We start from the raw sequence: 16,642 nt of genomic DNA, 5'->3' as shown, positions 1-16,642 counted from the left end.
ATCAGAGCATGCTCGGCAGCACGCGATCCGGCGGCTTGTGGGCGTCGAGGAAGGTGCGGATGTTGATGATCACCTTCTCGCCCATCTCGACACGGCCCTCGATCGTGGCCGAGCCCATGTGCGGCAGCAGCGTGACCTTGCCGGCCTTTGCGAGCCGCACCAGTTTTGGATTGACCGCGGGCTCGTGCTCATAGACGTCGAGGCCGGCGCCGCCGATCTCGCCGCCTTCGATCAGCTTGATCAGCGTGTCCTCGTCAGTCACTTCGCCGCGCGCGGTGTTGACGATGTAGGCGTCCTTCCGGATCAGCTTCAGCCGCCTCGCCGAGAGCAATGATAGGTCGCCGGCGTGTGCGGACAGTTCACCGAGATGATGTCCATCCGCGCCAGCATCTGGTCGAGGCTTTCCCAATAGGTCGCGCCCAGCTCTTCGGCGATCTTCGGCGCGACGGGGCGGCGGTTGTGATAGTGGATCTGCAGGCCGAAGGCGCGGGCGCGGCGCGCCACCGCCTGGCCGATGCGGCCCATGCCGATGATGCCGAGCCGTTTGCCGCCGATGCGATGGCCGAGCATCCAGGTCGGCGACCAGCCCGGCCAGGGTTTTCCTTCGGTCAGGATCGAGGCGCCTTCGATCATCCGGCGCGGCACCGCGAGGATCAGCGCCATCGTCATGTCGGCGGTGTCTTCGGTCAGAACTTTTGGCGTGTTGGTGACGGTGATGCCGCGGGCGTGCGCGGCCTCGACGTCGATATTGTCGACGCCGTTGCCGAAATTGGCGATCAGGCGGAGCTTGCAGTCTGGCTGATTGACGACATCGGCGCTGATGTGGTCGGTCACGGTCGGAACCAGCACGTCGGCGGTGCGCGCGGCTTCCGCGATCTGCTCGGCCGCCATCGGCGTGTCGTCGAGATTGATCCGTGCGTCGAACAGCTCGCGCATCCGCGTCTCGATCGAATCCGGCAGCTTGCGCGTCACCACGACGAGGGGCTTTTTCTTCACCGACATGTCCTGCCTCATGAAGCGTCGCAGGCCGCCTCTGTCACCAAAGGCCGGCCGTTGAGGCCTCATTAACCCGGTTGTTCGACACTGCCCTTGCCGTGTCGTCCCCGGCGTTTCCTTCAAGCTCTCCCGATATTTCCGGCCGGAAAATCGGGGCAAACTGGTTGTTCAAGCGTCCGTCCTCTCTAGCAGAAGGCCGAGCCAAGACAAGAACCAGGGCTTGCGGACCTGCTTTGGGGAACACCCGCGTGGGGCGGGACTGGGGCTGATGCGGCACGGTTTTGGATTTTGGGGTGAGGACCCGGCTCGGGCGGGTCTTCGACAGGAGACGGGTTTGATGGCGTTGGGGCGTTTTTGTACGGTGATGGCGCTCGTTTGTACCTGGTTGAGCGCCTCGGTCAGCCCCTCGCATTCGGCGAAGGACAACACCCCCCAGACCGCCAGCGGGCTGCCGGTGCCGCGCTATGTCAGCCTCAAGTCGGATCACGTCAACGTTCGCGGCGGCCCGACCAAGGACAATGACGTGGCCTGGGTCTATACCCGCGCCGGCCTGCCGGTCGAAATCACCGCTGAATTCGAGAACTGGCGCCGGGTGCGCGATTCCGAAGGCGCCGAGGGCTGGGTCTATCACTCGCTGCTGTCGGGTCGCCGCACCGCGGTCGTCACCATGAAGCACAAGGACGACCTCGCGCCGATCTACGACCGTCCCGATCCCGATAGCGCGGTTGCAGCCAAGCTCCAGGTCGGCGTCGTCACGCAGGTGAGGAAGTGCACCGCAAACTGGTGCCACGTCACCGGCAACGGTTTTGACGGCTGGATCCAGCAGGAGCGCCTCTGGGGCGTCTACTCGGACGAGCAGGTGAACTGACGCGTCATTGTCGTCCCGGCGAAGGCCGGGACCCATACCGCGTGATTCCTCGATAAGGCACGCGGGTCGACGCCTTTAAAAACAACTCAGATTTGTGGTTATGGGTCCCGGCCCCCCGCGCGCAATTGCGCGCTAGGCCGGGACGACACTGGAGCGCGATCTCAGCGCTTCTTGCGCAGGCGCACGACCATGTCGATGCGCGAGATCTCGTAACCCTCGGGCACCTCGGGCATCTTGGACAGCGCCAGATGCGGATCCTCGATATCGACCAGCTCATGGCTGTTCTCGAGGTAGTAGTGGTGGTGCGTGGTGACGTTGGTGTCGAAATAGGTCTTGGTGCCGTCGACGCTGACCTGGCGCAGCAGGCCGGCATCGGTGAGCTGGTTCAGCGTGTTGTAGACGGTCGCCAGCGATACCGGAACCTTGGCCAGCGTCGCTTCCTCATAGAGCATTTCAGCCGTGAGGTGGCGCGCACCCTTGCCGAATAAGAGCCAGCCGAGCGCCATGCGCTGGCGCGTCGGGCGGAGCCCCGCGGACTGGAGCATTTCGTTGACGTCGTGCCACGGGCAGCCGGTCAGGGCCGGCTGGCGGCCGGACAAGAGGGCCGCGGAATGGACGTCGTCGTCGTGATGGGGCGCGGTATTCTCGCTCATTTCCAGATTTCGGGCACGCGTGAACAATATCTCCCTGCAATATAAGAACAGAAAGATGCAGATGCAAGTTTCTCGCAACTAGAGAGGTTCTAATCAGACTTGGAACCGGGCGAGGGAGGCGGTCATTTTACCTTCATGGACGCGCTTTGCGACCCGAAATGCCTGTGTTAGAGAGCGCGCGGTTCCGCTTAGCCGATTTTGGCGCAGCCAGGCATGGCGGCCCGTCCGCAGTCCATCGGGACTTCGACCGAGACGGGGCCCATTTTCGCCAAAAAACGTCGCTCAATCGGGATTAGAACAGAGGCTCATGCATGCTGAACAGGCGCAACGGTTACGAATACGAAGATCTGCTGGCGTGTGCCCGCGGCGAGATGTTCGGCCCGGGCAATGCCCAGTTGCCGCTGCCGCCGATGCTGATGTTCGACCGCATCACGGAAATTAGCGACAATGGCGGGGAGTTCGGCAAGGGCCTGGTGCGCGCCGAGCTCGACGTGAAGCCCGACCTCTGGTTCTTCGGCTGCCACTTCAAGAACGATCCGGTGATGCCCGGCTGCCTCGGTCTTGATGCGCTGTGGCAGATGGTCGGCTTCTATCTCGGCTGGAGCGGTGGCGAAGGTCGCGGCCGCGCGCTCGGCCTCAGCGAGTTGAAGTTCGGCGGCCAGGTGCTGACCGAGGCCCGCAAGGTTGTGTACAACGTCGATATCAAACGCGTGATGCGGGCAAAGCTCGTGCTCGGTATCGCCGACGGGTGGCTTTCGGTCGATGACCAGATTATTTATCGCGCCAAGGACCTGAAGGTCGGCCTGTTCAAGCAGGGCACGAGCCTGGGCTGAGCGCATCACCAAGAAGGCAACGATTTAGGCGAGGCTGTCATGAGGCGGGTTGTGGTCACCGGGATGGGCATCGTCTCGTCGATCGGAAACAACACCCAGGAAGTGCTTGCGAGCCTGCACGAGGCGAAGTCGGGCATTTCGCGGGCTGAGAAATATGCCGAGCTCGGCTTCCGTTCGCAGGTGCAAGGCGAGCCGACGCTCGATCCTGCGACGGTGGTCGACCGCCGTGCCATGCGTTTCCTCGGTCAGGGCGCGGCGTGGAATCACGTCGCGATGGAGCAGGCGATCCAGGATTCCGGTCTGTCGCCTGACGAAGTCTCCAACATCCGAACCGGCATCATCATGGGCTCCGGCGGCCCCTCGGCGCGCACCATCGTCGAATCCGCCGACATCACCCGCAGCAAGGGACCGAAGCGCGTCGGACCGTTTGCCGTGCCGAAGGCGATGTCGTCCACGGCCTCCGCGACGCTTGCGACCTGGTTCAAGATCAAGGGCGTGAACTATTCGATCTCCTCGGCCTGCGCGACGTCGAACCATTGCGTCGGCAACGCCTATGAGACGATCCAGATCGGCAAGCAGGATGTCATCTTCGCCGGCGGCTGCGAAGAGCTGGACTGGTCGCTGTCGGTGCTATTCGACGCCATGGGCGCGATGTCCTCGAAGTACAATGACACGCCCGCCACGGCCTCGCGTCCCTACGACGTCAATCGCGACGGCTTCGTCATCGCCGGCGGCGCCGGCGTGCTGGTGCTGGAAGAGCTCGAGCATGCAAAGGCGCGCGGCGCGCGCATCTATGGCGAGATCGTCGGTTATGGCGCGACCTCGGACGGTTACGACATGGTCGCACCATCGGGCGAAGGCGCCGAGCGCTGCATGCGCATGGCGATGTCGACGGTGAAGACCAAGGTCGATTACATCAATCCGCACGCGACCTCGACGCCAGCCGGCGATCCGCCGGAGATCGATGCGATCCGCAGAGTTTTCGGCGTTGGCGAGAAGTGCCCGCCGATCTCGGCGACCAAGGCGCTGACCGGCCACTCGCTGGGCGCCACCGGCGTGCAGGAGGCGATCTATTCGCTGCTGATGATGAACAACGGCTTCATCTGCGAGAGCGCGCACATCCAGGAGCTCGATCCCGTGTTCGCGGACATGCCGATCGTGCGCAAGCGCATCGACAACGTCAAGATCGGCACCGTGCTGTCGAACTCCTTCGGCTTCGGCGGCACCAACGCCACGCTGGTGTTCAGCCGGCTGGATGCGTGACGGCGTTGTTGGCGCACCGTTGATTTCTCGTCATGGCAGGGCAAAAGCGCGAAGCGCGTCTTCGCGCATGATGTCCCGGCCATCCACGTCTTGGCCTCAGGTTTCGAAGGGCGTGGATGCCCGGGACATAGGCGAGCGAAGCGACGCCGTCCTTCAGACGGCTATGCCCGGGCATGACGAAAGCGGAAGGTGATCGTGAGATGGAAGGTTTGATGAAAGGCAAGCGCGGTCTGATCATGGGCATCGCCAATGATCATTCGATCGCCTGGGGCATGGCGAAGACGCTGCATGCCCACGGCGCCGAGCTCGCCTTCACCTTCCAGGGCGAGGCCCTGGGCAAGCGCGTCAAGCCGCTGGCGGAGCAGCTCGGCGTCGATCTGGTGCTGCCGTGCGACGTCGAGGATATCGCCAGCGTCGATGCGACCTTCGCTGCGCTCCGCGACAAGTGGGGCCAGCTCGATTTCGTGATCCACGCGATCGGCTTCGCCGACAAGAACGAGCTGAAGGGCCGCTACGCTGACACCAGCCGCGAGAATTTCTCGCGCACCATGGTGATCTCCTGCTTCTCCTTCACGGAGGTCGCAAAACGCGCCGCCGAGTTGATGACGGAGGGCGGCAGCATGATCACGCTGACCTTCGGCGCCTCGGAGCGTGCGATGCCGAATTACAACGTGATGGGCGTGGCCAAGGCGGCGCTGGAAGCCTCCGTGCGCTATCTCGCCGCGGATTTCGGACCGCGCGGCATCCGCGTCAACGCGATCTCCGCAGGCCCCATCCGGACACTGGCCGGCTCCGGCATCGGCGAGGCGCGGGCGATGTTCGCATTCATGCAGAAGCATGCGCCGCTGCGCCGCGGCGTCACGCTCGACGAGCTCGGCGGCTCGGCGCTGTATCTGCTGTCGGACCTCTCCGGCGGCGTGACCGGCGAGATCCACTACGTCGATTCCGGCTACAACATCATCCTGATGCCGAGACCTGACGATTTGAAGACGGAATAGGACGCCGTAGGGTGGGCAAAGGAGCGCAAGCGACGTGCCCACCATCTCTCGACAATTCGAAACAGATGGTGGGCACGCTTACGCTTTGCCCACCCTACGAGAGCTCGTTTACCCCGCCGCGATCTTCTCGGCGCGCTGGAATGCCGGCCGTGCCATGCAGCGCGCGAGATAGGCATCGAACGCCGGGCGCGACGGCACCATCTTGAACAGGCGCACCGCGAAGTTCAGGCCGGAGCCGATGGTGATGTCGGCAGCGGAAAAATCGTTGCCCAAAATCCACGGCCCCTTCTCGAGCGCGGCTTCCAGCACGTCGAAGACCTGTGTCGCGCTGCCCCAGGCCGCGGTTGAGGCCGGGATCTCGATCTTGGTGTAAATCTGGATGATGGCGGGCTCGATGCAGCCCGGCGAGAAGAACAGCCATTGCAGATAGCGCGCGCGGCGCGGATCGGTCACAGCGGGAGCGAGCTTGGTCTCGGGATAGCGATCGCCAATGTAGGCACAGATCGCAGCGGCCTCGCCGAGCGCGGCGTCGCCATCGGTCAGCGCCGGCACTTTGCCCATCGGGTTGATCTTCAAATAGTCCGGCGCCTTCTGCGCACCGGTCGAGATGTCGGTCAGCACGCGCTCATAGGGCAGGCCGCTCTCCTCCATCAGCCAGAGCGTCGTGAACGAGCGCGAGCGGGGTGACCAATAGAGCTTGATCATGGGGCATTTCCGTTGTTCTTCCATCGATAGTACTTCATCATGAAGCCGTTCGACGGTTCGACCTCTTCCTTCTCGAATACAAATCCCTCGCGCTCGTACCAGCGCCAGGCCTTCTCGTTCTCGCGCACGCAGCGCAGGTGCATTTCGTCGGGCAGTTGCGTGCGCGTGAAGGCGAGCAATTGCCGTCCGAGCGATTGCCCCTGATAGGCGGGCGCGACGAAAAGCATGTCGAGATAGCGCTTCGGCAGATGCAGCGCCAGCATGGCGGCGATCGTGCCGTTGTCGTCGGCGACGAACAGGCTCCAGCCGTTCTCGATCTCGCGCCGGATGCGCGCACGCAGGTTGGCCAGCAGGAAGTCGCTGGCCTCAGCGAGGCCGGTCGAGACCCAGCTCTCCATCCAGATGCGGCCGACCTCGTCATATTCGTCGGCGCGGGCGGGGCGGATGATCAGATGCGGCATCCGGCGCTCAAGCCCGCTGACTGCGCGCAGCCTGACGCGGGCGCGCCTTGCCGGCCGACAGGCACACCACCTCGGAGATTTGCAGCAGCTGTCGCGCCAGCGGGCTGGTCTTACGCCAGACCATGCCGATGGTGCGGGAGGGCTCGGGGTCGCGGAAGCGCGCCAGCGAGACCGAAGCCGATCGCGTCTCCACCGGCACCGCCATCTCCGGGATCAAGGTGACGCCGATGCCGGCACTGACCATTTGGACCAACGTCGAGAGCGAGTTGGCATCCAGCATCTCGCGCGGCGGCGCCGATTGCATATTGCAGAAGGACAGCGCCTGATCGCGGAAACAATGTCCCTCTTCGAGCAGCAACAACCGCAACTCGCGCATCATCTCGCGCGACGGCACCGGAGTGCCCTCGTCCGCGCCCGGCCGCACCAGCAGGAATTTCTCGTCGAACAGCGCGACCTCGGTGAGCGAGGGCTCGGATACCGGCAGCGCGACGATGGCGGTGTCGAGCCGGCCCTCGATCAGCTCCTGGATCAGCCGTGGCGTCATGGTCTCACGCACGCGGATGTCGAGCTCCGGATGCATGCGCGTGAGGTTTTTGGTGATCTTGGGCAAGAGATAGGGCGCGATGGTCGGAATCATGCCAATGCGCAGGCGGCCGGCGAAGCGGTCCTGTGATGCTCGGGCGAAATCGCCGAGCTCATCGACCGAGCGCAAAATGTCGCGGACGCGTTGCGCGAGTTCCTCGCCGAACCGGGTCAGCGCGACCTGCCGCGCGCTGCGCTCCAGCAGCAGGCCGCCGAGGGTCTCTTCCAACTCCTTGATCTGCATCGACAAGGCCGGCTGTGAGATCGAGCAGGCCTCGGCCGCGCGCCGAAATGACCGTGGCGCGCCAGCGCATCGAAATAGCGGAGCTGGCGCAGCGTCAGGTTTATCATCAGAAAATCCTATCGCAGCGATCATTAAAGTCAACTTCCCCTGATAGGAGGCGGTGCTTAGAGTGGTTCTACCTGGTCAAAGGCGCCGTCGGACGCCACCAGAGGAGGTAATCATGGATGACACTTCGAAGTGCCCGTTTACGGGCGGAAAACCCACGCGCGTGAACCGCGACTGGTGGCCAACCCAGCTCAGCATCGAGATGCTGCACAAGAATTCCGACCTGTCCGATCCGATGGGCAAAGAATTCGACTATGCCAAGGAGTTCAAGTCGCTCGATCTGAACGCCGTTATCAAGGACCTGACCGCCCTGATGACGGATTCGCAGGAATGGTGGCCGGCCGACTTCGGTCATTACGGCGGCCTGATGATCCGCATGGCCTGGCACAGCGCGGGCACTTACCGCATCACCGATGGCCGTGGTGGCGCCGGCGCCGGTCAGCAGCGCTTCGCGCCGCTCAACAGCTGGCCCGATAACGCCAACCTCGACAAGGCACGCCGTCTGCTCTGGCCGATCAAGCAGAAATACGGCCGCAAGATCTCTTGGGCCGATTTGATGGTGCTGGCCGGCAACGTCGCGCTGGAATCGATGGGCTTCAAGACGTTTGGTTTTGCGGGTGGCCGCGCCGACGTCTGGGAGCCGGAAGAGCTCTATTGGGGTCCTGAGGGGACTTGGCTCGGCGATGAGCGCTACAGCGGTGAGCGCCAGCTCGCCGAGCCGCTCGGCGCGGTGCAGATGGGCCTCATCTACGTCAATCCGGAAGGCCCGAACGGCAAGCCGGATCCGATCGCGGCGGCCAAGGACATCCGCGAGACCTTCTTCCGCATGGCGATGAACGACGAGGAAACCGTCGCACTGATCGCCGGCGGCCACACTTTCGGCAAGGCCCACGGTGCGGGCGATCCGTCGCTGGTCGGTCCGGAACCGGAAGCGGGCGCGCTGGAAGATCAGGGCCTCGGCTGGAAAAGCAAGCACGGCACCGGCGTCGGCGCCGATGCGATCACCGGCGGCCCGGAAGTCACCTGGTCGCAGACGCCCACCAAGTGGAGCAACTCCTTCTTCGAGAACCTGTTCAAGTACGAATGGGAGCTGACGAAGGCTCCGTCGGGTGCGCAGCAGTGGAAGGCCAAGAACGCCGAGGCCATTATTCCCGATGCCTTCGACAAGTCCAAGAAGCATGTGCCGACCATGCTGACGACGGATCTCTCGCTCCGCTTCGATCCGGCCTATGAGAAGATCTCGCGGCGCTTCCTCGAGCATCCCGATCAGTTGGCGGACGCCTTCGCCCGCGCCTGGTTCAAGCTCACCCATCGCGATATGGGCCCGCTCGTGCGTTACTTGGGCCCGCTGGTGCCGAAGGAGACGCTGATCTGGCAGGATCCGATTCCGGCCGTGAATCACGAGCTGGTCGGCGAGCAGGACATTGCTTCGCTGAAGACCAAGATCCTGGCCTCGGGTCTGTCGGTGTCGGAGCTCGTCTCGACCGCCTGGGCGTCGGCCTCGACGTTCCGCGGCTCGGACAAGCGTGGCGGCGCCAACGGCGCACGCATTCGCCTCGCGCCCCAGAAGGACTGGGAGGTGAACCAGCCGGCTCAGCTCGCCAAGGTTCTCGGCAAGCTCGAAGCGATCCAGAAGGACTTCAACGCGTCCTCAGGCGCGAAAAAGGTCTCGCTTGCGGACCTGATCGTGCTCGGCGGCACCGCTGCGGTCGAGAAGGCCGCCAAGGATGCCGGCGTCGACGTCAAGGTCGCCTTCGCGCCGGGTCGGATGGACGCCTCGCAGGAGCAGACGGATGCGGCCTCCTTCGCCCCGCTGGAGCCGCGGGCCGATGGTTTCCGCAACTACATCGGCAAGAAGCATCAGTTCATGATGCCCGAAGAGGCGCTCGTCGATCGCGCGCAGCTGTTGAAGCTCACCGGGCCCGAGCTGACCGTGCTGGTCGGCGGCCTGCGTGTGCTCGGCGCCAATGCGAACGGTTCGAAGCATGGTGTCCTCACCGCGAAGGTGGGAACGCTGAGCAACGACTTCTTCGTCAACCTGCTCGACATGAGCACGCAATGGGCGCCGGTTGCCGACGGCACCTATGAGGCCCGCGACCGCAAGACCAACGCGGTGAAGTGGACCGGCACGCGCTCCGACTTGATCTTCGGCTCGCACTCGCAGCTCCGCGCCTTCGCCGAGGTCTATGCCACCTCGGACTCCAAGGAGAAGTTCGTGAAGGACTTCGCCAAGGCCTGGACCAAGGTGATGAACCTCGATCGGTTCGATCTCGCGGCGTGAGGCTGATTCACCTCTCCCATAGGGAGAGGTGAAGAGCAGTGCGCTGATCGATCGAAGCAATAAAACAAAAAGGGCGGCCTTTCGGCCGCCCTTCGTGCTTTTGACCGTGTAGCGGGACTTACTCGCCGGCTGCTTCGCGCGGGGCCTTCTCGCCCTCGGCGGCCTTGTCCTTGGCCTCGAGGTCCTCGCCGGTGGTCTGGTCGACCACCTTCATCGACAGGCGGGTCTTGCCGCGGTCGTCGAAGCCGAGCAGCTTGACCTTGACCTTGTCGCCTTCCTTGACGACGTCGGAGGTCTTCTGCACGCGGCTGGCCGCGAGCTGGCTGATGTGGACGAGGCCGTCCTTGGAGCCGAAGAAGTTCACGAAGGCGCCGAACTCCATCACCTTGACGACGGTGCCGTCATAGATCTGGCCGACTTCCGGCTCGGACGCGATCGACTTGATCCACTTGATCGCCGCCTTCATCGCCTCGCCGTCGCTGGAGGCGACCTTCACGGTGCCGTCGTCCTCGATGTTGACCTTGGCGCCGGTCTTCTCGACGATCTCGCGGATCACCTTGCCGCCGGTGCCGATCACTTCGCGGATCTTATCGGTCGGGATCTTGAAGGTCTCGATACGCGGCGCGTATTCGCCGAGCTCGGCGCGGGCCGCGGTCAGGGCCTTCGCCATCTCGCCGAGGATGTGGATGCGGCCTTCCTTGGCCTGGCCAAGGGCGACGCGCATGATCTCTTCGGTGATGCCCTCGATCTTGATGTCCATCTGGAGCGAGGTGATGCCCTGCTCGGTACCGGCGACCTTGAAGTCCATGTCGCCGAGATGGTCCTCGTCACCGAGAATGTCCGAGAGAACCGCAAAGCGCTTGTCCTCGAGGATCAGGCCCATCGCGATGCCCGCGGTCGGCCGCTTCAACGGCACGCCGGCATCCATCAGCGCCAGCGAGGCGCCGCAGACCGAAGCCATCGAGGAGGAGCCGTTGGATTCGGTGATCTCCGACACCACGCGCGTGGTGTAGGGGAACTCGTGATGCGGCGGCAGCACCGGGTGGATCGCGCGCCAAGCGAGCTTGCCGTGGCCGATCTCGCGGCGCTTGGTGCCGCCGAGGCGGCCGGTCTCGCCGACCGAGTAGGGCGGGAAATTGTAGTGCAGCAGGAACGTTTCCTTGTACGTCCCCGACAGCGCGTCGATGTACTGCTCGTCCTCACCGGTGCCGAGCGTGGTCACGACCATCGCCTGGGTCTCGCCGCGGGTGAACAGCGCCGAGCCGTGGGCGCGGGGCAGCACGCCGACTTCGGCGACGATGTTGCGCACCGTCTTGACGTCGCGGCCGTCGATGCGCTTGCCGGTGTCGAGGATGTTCCAGCGAACGATCTTGGCCTCGAGCTCCTTGAACACGCCGGCGATGCGGAGCTTGTCGTATTTCGGCTCCTGCCCTTCCGGGAAGTAGTGGGCCAGCACCTTTTCCTTGGCGACGCCGACGGCGGCATAGCGCTCTTGCTTCACGGGGATCGCGTAGGCGGCGCGCAGCTCCTGCTCGATCAGGCCGAGCATTTCCTTCTCGATCGCCGAATTGTCGATCGCGGTGACTTCGCGCGGCTCCTTCGCAGCCTTCTCGGCGAGCTCGATGATCGCGTTGATGACCGGCTGGAAGTGGCGGTGACCGAACATCACGGCGCCGAGCATCACGTCTTCGTTGAGCTCCTTGGCTTCCGATTCCACCATCAGCACGGCGTCGGCGGTGCCGGCGACGACGAGGTCGAGCTGGGTATCGACCATCTCGTCGAGCGTCGGGTTGAGGACGAATTCGTCATTGGCAAAGCCGACGCGGGCCGCGCCGATCGGGCCCTTGAACGGCACGCCGGACAGCGTCAGAGCGGCGGAAGCCGCGACCATCGCCACGATGTCGGGATCGTTTTCCATGTCGTGCGAGAGCACGGTGACGATCACCTGGGTCTCGTTGCGCCAACCGTCGACGAACAGCGGACGAATCGGACGGTCGATCAGGCGGGAGACCAGCGTCTCCTTCTCGGTCGGACGGCCCTCGCGCTTGAAATAGCCGCCGGGAATGCGCCCCGCAGCGTAGGTCTTCTCCTGGTAGTCGACAGTCAGCGGCAGGAAGTCGACGCCTTCGCGCGGCGCCTTGGCCGCGACGACGGTGGCAAGCACCACGGTCTCGCCATAGGTGGCGATGACGGCACCATCGGCCTGACGGGCGATCTTGCCGGTTTCGAGCTTGAGAGGGCGTCCGCCCCAGTCGATCTCGACTGAATGCTTATTGAACATAGAGGTCTTCTTTCATGGGTTCTCGAAAGAAGGGACGCTTCGAAAAACAAAAACCATGCGCAAGATTGCGGGGCGCTGATCGGAGCGGGTGATCAGCGTCCTGCGATCCTGCCATGGTTTTTGGATGTCGGATGGCGTCCATCCTTTCGGGTCATACGGGCGCCTTGCCCGTTGTGCCCAGCCGCCGGATTGCTGCTGGACTGTCAGTCGGCACGAACGCGAACACCGAACCGCGGTCTTCGCCGATCATGCCCCGGATGCTCGCCGTCAACGGCTTGCATCCGACGCGCACGCAGCCTCGATCAAAAACCTTTAAAGAAGCGCTTTCGTTCGAAACTACGCGCGAAAACGCGCGCCAGTGGCGCGCGCAGGAACTCTTAGCGACGAATGTTGTGCTTCTCGAGCAGCGCCTTGTACCGCGCCTCGTCCTTCTTCTTGAGGTAGTCGAGGAGCGAGCGGCGGGTCGAGACCAGCTTCAAGAGGCCGCGACGCGAATGGTTGTCCTTCACGTGGGTCTTGAAATGGTTGGTGAGGTTATTGATGCGTTCCGACAGGATCGCGACCTGAACCTCGGGCGAGCCGGTGTCGCCGGCCTTGGTGGCATTGGTCTTGATGACTTCCGCTTTGCGTTCTGCGGCAATCGACATCGTCAATTTCTCTCGTTGCGACCGGGGCTGGCAGTCAGGCCGGTCAGGTTGAACACACGCTTGGGGATGATTTCGCCATTGCCAACTTCGGCAAGCGCCAAAAGACGGCCTGCCACCGTGACATAGACTGTGCCGCTACAAGTGGGCGCATCCCGTCCGCGCAACAAAACGGCTTGGCCCCGGTGGAGCCTTGCCGCATCAGCCCGAGTGACGGCCAGTGCCGGGATGTCGTCCAGCGCGGTCTCAACGGGCAAAAGCGCGTCGGCGAGGCTGCCCTCGCCGGACGCGGCTCTATGGCACAAAGCCTCCAACTGATCCAGCGGAATCATGTCGTTTTCGCCAAATGGGCCGACCAGGGTCCGCCGCAGCGCGCAGATATGGCCATAAGTGCCGAGAATCCGGCCCATATCGCGGGCCAGCGCCCGCACATAGGTGCCCTTGCCGCACTCCGCCTCGAACACGGCCCGGTCGTTATCCGGTTGATCCACAAGGGTTAATTGGTGAATCTCGACGGGGCGGGGCGCCAACTCCACGACCTCGCCGTCGCGGGCGAGGTCATAGGCGCGCTCGCCCTGGACCTTGATCGCGGAATAGCGCGGCGGGATCTGCTCGATCACCCCGGTGAAGCGGGGCAAAAGGGCCAGGATGGCCTCCCGGGTCGGGCGCTGGTCGGAGGTCGCGGTGACCCGGCCCTCGATGTCGTCGGTGTCGCGCTCCTCGCCCCAGCACACGGTGAACTGGTAGCGCTTGCGGCCGTCCATCACGAAGGGGACGGTCTTGGTGGCTTCGCCGAGTGCAATCGGCAGGCCGCCCGAGGCGAGCGGGTCCAGTGTGCCGGCGTGTCCCGCGCGCTTGGCGTTGAACAGGCGCTTGAGCACGGCGACGGCCTGCGTCGAGGTCATGCCGATCGGCTTGTCGAGCACGACCCAGCCGTGGACGTCGCGCCGGTCGCGGCGCGGCTGGTTGCCCTTCTGCTGCTTGGCGCGCGGGTCGTTATTGACGCGGCGCTGCTCCTGGTACGATTGAGAATTGCTGCCCAGATCCGCAAAATTATTTGTCTGCACGTCGCGTTGATCGGCCTGTTCGCCGCTGATCGTGTCGTGAGCCGGGTCCATCGTCATCGTTCTTCTTCCCGATCCGAATCCGGATCCTGTTCCAAGTCCTTCTGCACCGCAGGTGTTCGCAAAAGCTTCTCGATCCGTTCCGCTTCGTCGAATCGTTCGTCGACGCGGAAGCGAATGTCAGGTGCAAATTTCAGGTTAACGCGCCGCGCGACTTCGCCGCGCAGGAATTTCTTGTTGCGCTCGAGCGCAGCGATGACGATCTCGGTGTCGCGGCCACCGAGCGGCATCACGTAGATTGTCGCGAGCTTCAGGTCCGGCGACATCCGCACCTCCGGCACGGTGATGATGTGACCTTCGAGATCCGCATCATGCACGTTGCCTTGCGCCAGAATCTCGGCCATCGCATGGCGAACCTGCTCGCCGACGCGCAACTGACGTTGCGAGCCTCCGGCTGCGGAACTCTTCTTTTGATGGTGGCGGGGCATTCTCGAAAATCACCTCATCATGCCCGTGTTTGGGACATGGGCATTGTCATTTGTCCTGTTGAAACGAAGAGAGGTGGATGGCCGGAAAAATCCGGCCATCGCACTCTCGCAATTTCAGTTCAAAAAGATCCGAACGCTTCGGTAAGATTTGGACTTACAGGGAGCGCTGAATCGTCTCCACGCGATAACACTCGATGACGTCACCGGCACGCATGTCGTGATAGTTCTCGAAGGCCATGCCGCATTCCTGGCCGGACTGGACTTCCTTCACTTCGTCCTTGAAGCGCTTGAGCGTCGACAGCTTGCCTTCGTGCACGACGACGTTGTCGCGGATCAGGCGCACATTGGCGCCGCGTTCCACGGTGCCGTCGGTGACGCGGCAGCCGGCGACCTTGCCGACCTTGGAGATGTTGAAGATCTCCAGGATCTCGGCATTGCCGAGCATGGTTTCGCGCAGGGTCGGCGCGAGCAGGCCGCTCATCGCCTTCTTCACGTCGTCCACGAGGTCGTAGATGATGTTGTAGTAGCGGATCTCGATGCCGTTGCGCTTGGCGGCCGAAGCGGCCTCCTTGTTGGCACGGACCGAGAAGCCGATGATCGCGGCGTTGAAGCCTTCAGCGAGCGTCACGTCGGATTCCGAGATGCCGCCGACGCCGGCATGCAGGATGCGGGCGGCGACTTCGTCGGTGCCGAGCTTCTCCAGCGAGCCGAGGATCGCTTCCAGCGAGCCCTGCACGTCGGCCTTGACGATCAGCGGGAATTCCTTGCGGCCCGCCGTCTTCAATTGCGACATCATCTGCTCGAGCGAGCCACGCATGCCGGAGATCGAGGCCGCCGCGTTCTCGCGCTTCTGGTGCGCACGGTAGCTGGTGATCTGGCGGGCGCGGGCTTCGTTCTCGACCACGGCGAGACGATCGCCGGCCTCCGGCGGACCGTTGAAGCCGAGCACCTCGACCGGCACCGAGGGACCGGCCTCCTGCACCGTCTCGCCTTGATCGGAGATCAGCGCGCGGACGCGGCCCATCTCGGCGCCGGCGACGATGATGTCACCGACACGGAGCGTGCCGCGCTGGACCAGCACGGTCGCGACCGGACCACGGCCGCGATCGAGCTTGGCCTCGATCACGGTGCCTTCGGCCGGACGCTCCGAATTGGTCTTCAGGTCGAGGATTTCGGCCTGCAGCGCGATCATCTCGAGCAGCTTGTCGAGATTGGTCTTGTTCTTGGCGGACACTTCGACGTCGACGACTTCGCCGCCGAAGGATTCGACCTGCACCTCGTGCTGGAGCAGCTCGGTGCGGACGCGCTCGGGCTTGGCGTCGGGCTTGTCGATCTTGTTGATGGCAACGATGATCGGCACGCCTGCCGCCTTGGCGTGATTGATGGCCTCGACCGTCTGCGGCATCACGCCGTCATCGGCCGCGACCACCAGCACGACGATGTCGGTGACCTTGGCGCCGCGGGCGCGCATCGCGGTGAACGCAGCGTGGCCGGGCGTGTCGATGAAGGTGATCTTCTTGCCGCTCTCGGGCGACAGCACCTGATAGGCGCCGATATGCTGGGTGATGCCGCCGGCTTCGCCGGAGACCACGTTGGCATGGCGCAGCGCGTCGAGCAGCGAGGTCTTGCCGTGGTCGACGTGGCCCATCACGGTCACGACTGGCGAACGCGTCTCGGTGTCGGTGGAATCGTCGACCTGGTCGAACAGGCCTTCTTCGACGTCCGAGGCGGCGACGCGCTTGACGGTGTGGCCGAGCTCTTCGGCGATCAGCTGCGCGGTGTCGGCGTCGATCACGTCGGTGATCTTGTGCATCGCGCCCTGCTTCATCAGCATGCGGATGACGTCGACCGCGCGCTCGGACATGCGGTTGGCGAGTTCCTGGATGGTGATCGCTTCCGGGATCGTCACCTCGCGGACGAGCTTTTCCTTCGGCTCGTTCGAGGCATGGCCCTTGAGGCGCTGGGTGCGGCGGCGGAACGAGGCGATCGAGCGCTCGCGCACGTCATCGGCGTTGAGCGCGGTGACGACGGTGAGGCGGCCGCGTTCCTTCTGCGGGCCGGGCTTGTGCGTGGTCTTGGGGGCTGCCGCGGGACGCATGGCGCCGCCGGGACCGCGACGGATCTGGCGCGGAGCCTCTTCCTCGTCGGGCTCGGCCGCAACTGCGGGGCCGCGGCC

At 64.1% G+C, this 16,642-nt stretch carries 13 protein-coding genes and 2 pseudogenes; 5 read left to right on the top strand and 10 right to left on the bottom strand.

Annotation, left to right across the window (positions count from 1 at the left end):
- Position 1 precedes the first annotated feature (1 nt).
- Positions 2-1,002 (bottom strand): annotated as a pseudogene (locus tag CWO91_RS23845) (2-hydroxyacid dehydrogenase).
- A gap of 331 nt (positions 1,003-1,333) precedes the next feature.
- Between CWO91_RS23845 and CWO91_RS23840 the strand changes: the two are divergent.
- Positions 1,334-1,864 carry an SH3 domain-containing protein gene (locus CWO91_RS23840; RefSeq protein ID WP_130216799.1) on the top strand — a complete coding sequence of 177 codons (531 nt, stop codon included), beginning with the start codon at positions 1,334-1,336 and terminating at the stop codon, positions 1,862-1,864.
- A 161-nt stretch (positions 1,865-2,025) separates the two neighbouring features.
- On the opposite strand, the gene irrA is transcribed toward CWO91_RS23840, so the two are convergent.
- Complete coding sequence (gene irrA / locus CWO91_RS23835; RefSeq protein WP_091882249.1) at positions 2,026-2,517, bottom strand: iron response transcriptional regulator IrrA; 492 nt, start codon at positions 2,515-2,517, stop codon at positions 2,026-2,028.
- A gap of 311 nt (positions 2,518-2,828) precedes the next feature.
- Between irrA and fabA the strand changes: the two genes are divergently transcribed.
- The 3 genes from fabA to fabI all read left to right on the top strand — a co-directional run bounded on the left by fabA (position 2,829) and on the right by fabI (position 5,611).
- Positions 2,829-3,350, top strand: coding sequence for a 3-hydroxyacyl-[acyl-carrier-protein] dehydratase FabA (gene fabA, locus CWO91_RS23830; protein ID WP_130216797.1), 522 nt, complete (start codon positions 2,829-2,831; stop codon positions 3,348-3,350).
- 39 nt (positions 3,351-3,389) lie between these two features.
- Entirely contained in the window at positions 3,390-4,613 is a 1,224-nt protein-coding gene (gene fabB, locus CWO91_RS23825; protein ID WP_128940693.1) for a beta-ketoacyl-ACP synthase I, read from the top strand.
- Positions 4,614-4,813: 200 nt separating this feature from the next.
- Positions 4,814-5,611, top strand: coding sequence for an enoyl-ACP reductase FabI (gene fabI / locus CWO91_RS23820; protein WP_130216795.1), 798 nt, complete (start codon positions 4,814-4,816; stop codon positions 5,609-5,611).
- A gap of 108 nt (positions 5,612-5,719) precedes the next feature.
- Here the strand turns inward: fabI and CWO91_RS23815 are convergent, their stop codons facing one another.
- The 3 genes and pseudogenes from CWO91_RS23815 to CWO91_RS23805 form a co-directional block, all read right to left on the bottom strand.
- Positions 5,720-6,316, bottom strand: a complete 597-nt coding sequence (locus CWO91_RS23815) for a glutathione S-transferase family protein (RefSeq protein ID WP_130216794.1) — start codon at positions 6,314-6,316, stop codon at positions 5,720-5,722.
- Positions 6,313-6,777, bottom strand: coding sequence for a GNAT family N-acetyltransferase (locus CWO91_RS23810; RefSeq protein ID WP_130216792.1), 465 nt, complete (start codon positions 6,775-6,777; stop codon positions 6,313-6,315). The genes CWO91_RS23815 and CWO91_RS23810 overlap by 4 nt, the downstream gene beginning before the upstream one ends.
- A gap of 7 nt (positions 6,778-6,784) precedes the next feature.
- Positions 6,785-7,710 (bottom strand): annotated as a pseudogene (locus tag CWO91_RS23805) (LysR substrate-binding domain-containing protein).
- A 113-nt stretch (positions 7,711-7,823) separates the two neighbouring features.
- On the opposite strand from CWO91_RS23805, the gene katG reads away from it, so the two are divergent.
- Positions 7,824-9,989 (top strand): catalase/peroxidase HPI, encoded by a 2,166-nt coding sequence (gene katG, locus CWO91_RS23800; RefSeq protein ID WP_130216790.1) that lies wholly within the window; start codon positions 7,824-7,826, stop codon positions 9,987-9,989.
- A 118-nt stretch (positions 9,990-10,107) separates the two neighbouring features.
- Here the strand turns inward: katG and pnp are convergent, their stop codons facing one another.
- From pnp to infB, 5 genes are all read right to left on the bottom strand, one after another.
- Entirely contained in the window at positions 10,108-12,270 is a 2,163-nt protein-coding gene (pnp, locus tag CWO91_RS23795; protein WP_130216788.1) for a polyribonucleotide nucleotidyltransferase, read from the bottom strand.
- A gap of 377 nt (positions 12,271-12,647) precedes the next feature.
- Positions 12,648-12,917 carry a 30S ribosomal protein S15 gene (gene rpsO / locus CWO91_RS23790; RefSeq protein WP_008540131.1) on the bottom strand — a complete coding sequence of 90 codons (270 nt, stop codon included), beginning with the start codon at positions 12,915-12,917 and terminating at the stop codon, positions 12,648-12,650.
- A 2-nt stretch (positions 12,918-12,919) separates the two neighbouring features.
- Entirely contained in the window at positions 12,920-14,038 is a 1,119-nt protein-coding gene (gene truB, locus CWO91_RS23785; RefSeq protein ID WP_165405661.1) for a tRNA pseudouridine(55) synthase TruB, read from the bottom strand.
- Positions 14,035-14,466: a 30S ribosome-binding factor RbfA gene (gene rbfA, locus CWO91_RS23780; RefSeq protein ID WP_128930393.1), complete on the bottom strand. Its 432-nt coding sequence runs from the start codon at positions 14,464-14,466 to the stop codon at positions 14,035-14,037. Before rbfA ends, truB begins: the two co-directional genes overlap by 4 nt.
- 154 nt (positions 14,467-14,620) lie before the next feature.
- On the bottom strand, positions 14,621-16,642 hold a 2,022-nt coding region (gene infB / locus CWO91_RS23775), incomplete at its 5' end, for a translation initiation factor IF-2 (RefSeq protein ID WP_130216786.1).

This window comes from Bradyrhizobium genosp. SA-3 (genome assembly GCF_004212635.1).
Taxonomy (GTDB): Bacteria; Pseudomonadota; Alphaproteobacteria; order Rhizobiales; family Xanthobacteraceae; genus Bradyrhizobium.
This window is presented reverse-complemented; position numbering and strand designations above follow the sequence as displayed.

Excerpts from the sequence above, each read along its gene's own strand:
- CWO91_RS23840 (WP_130216799.1), top strand. The coding sequence starts at position 1,334 with ATGGCGTTGGGGCGTTTTTGTACGGTGATGGCGCTCGTTTGTACCTGG.
- irrA (WP_091882249.1), bottom strand. The coding sequence starts at position 2,517 with ATGAGCGAGAATACCGCGCCCCATCACGACGACGACGTCCATTCCGCG.
- fabA (WP_130216797.1), top strand. The coding sequence starts at position 2,829 with ATGCTGAACAGGCGCAACGGTTACGAATACGAAGATCTGCTGGCGTGT.
- fabB (WP_128940693.1), top strand. The coding sequence starts at position 3,390 with ATGAGGCGGGTTGTGGTCACCGGGATGGGCATCGTCTCGTCGATCGGA.
- fabI (WP_130216795.1), top strand. The coding sequence starts at position 4,814 with ATGGAAGGTTTGATGAAAGGCAAGCGCGGTCTGATCATGGGCATCGCC.
- CWO91_RS23815 (WP_130216794.1), bottom strand. The coding sequence starts at position 6,316 with ATGATCAAGCTCTATTGGTCACCCCGCTCGCGCTCGTTCACGACGCTC.
- CWO91_RS23810 (WP_130216792.1), bottom strand. The coding sequence starts at position 6,777 with ATGCCGCATCTGATCATCCGCCCCGCCCGCGCCGACGAATATGACGAG.
- katG (WP_130216790.1), top strand. The coding sequence starts at position 7,824 with ATGGATGACACTTCGAAGTGCCCGTTTACGGGCGGAAAACCCACGCGC.
- pnp (WP_130216788.1), bottom strand. The coding sequence starts at position 12,270 with ATGTTCAATAAGCATTCAGTCGAGATCGACTGGGGCGGACGCCCTCTC.
- rpsO (WP_008540131.1), bottom strand. The coding sequence starts at position 12,917 with ATGTCGATTGCCGCAGAACGCAAAGCGGAAGTCATCAAGACCAATGCC.
- truB (WP_165405661.1), bottom strand. The coding sequence starts at position 14,038 with ATGACGATGGACCCGGCTCACGACACGATCAGCGGCGAACAGGCCGAT.
- rbfA (WP_128930393.1), bottom strand. The coding sequence starts at position 14,466 with ATGCCCCGCCACCATCAAAAGAAGAGTTCCGCAGCCGGAGGCTCGCAA.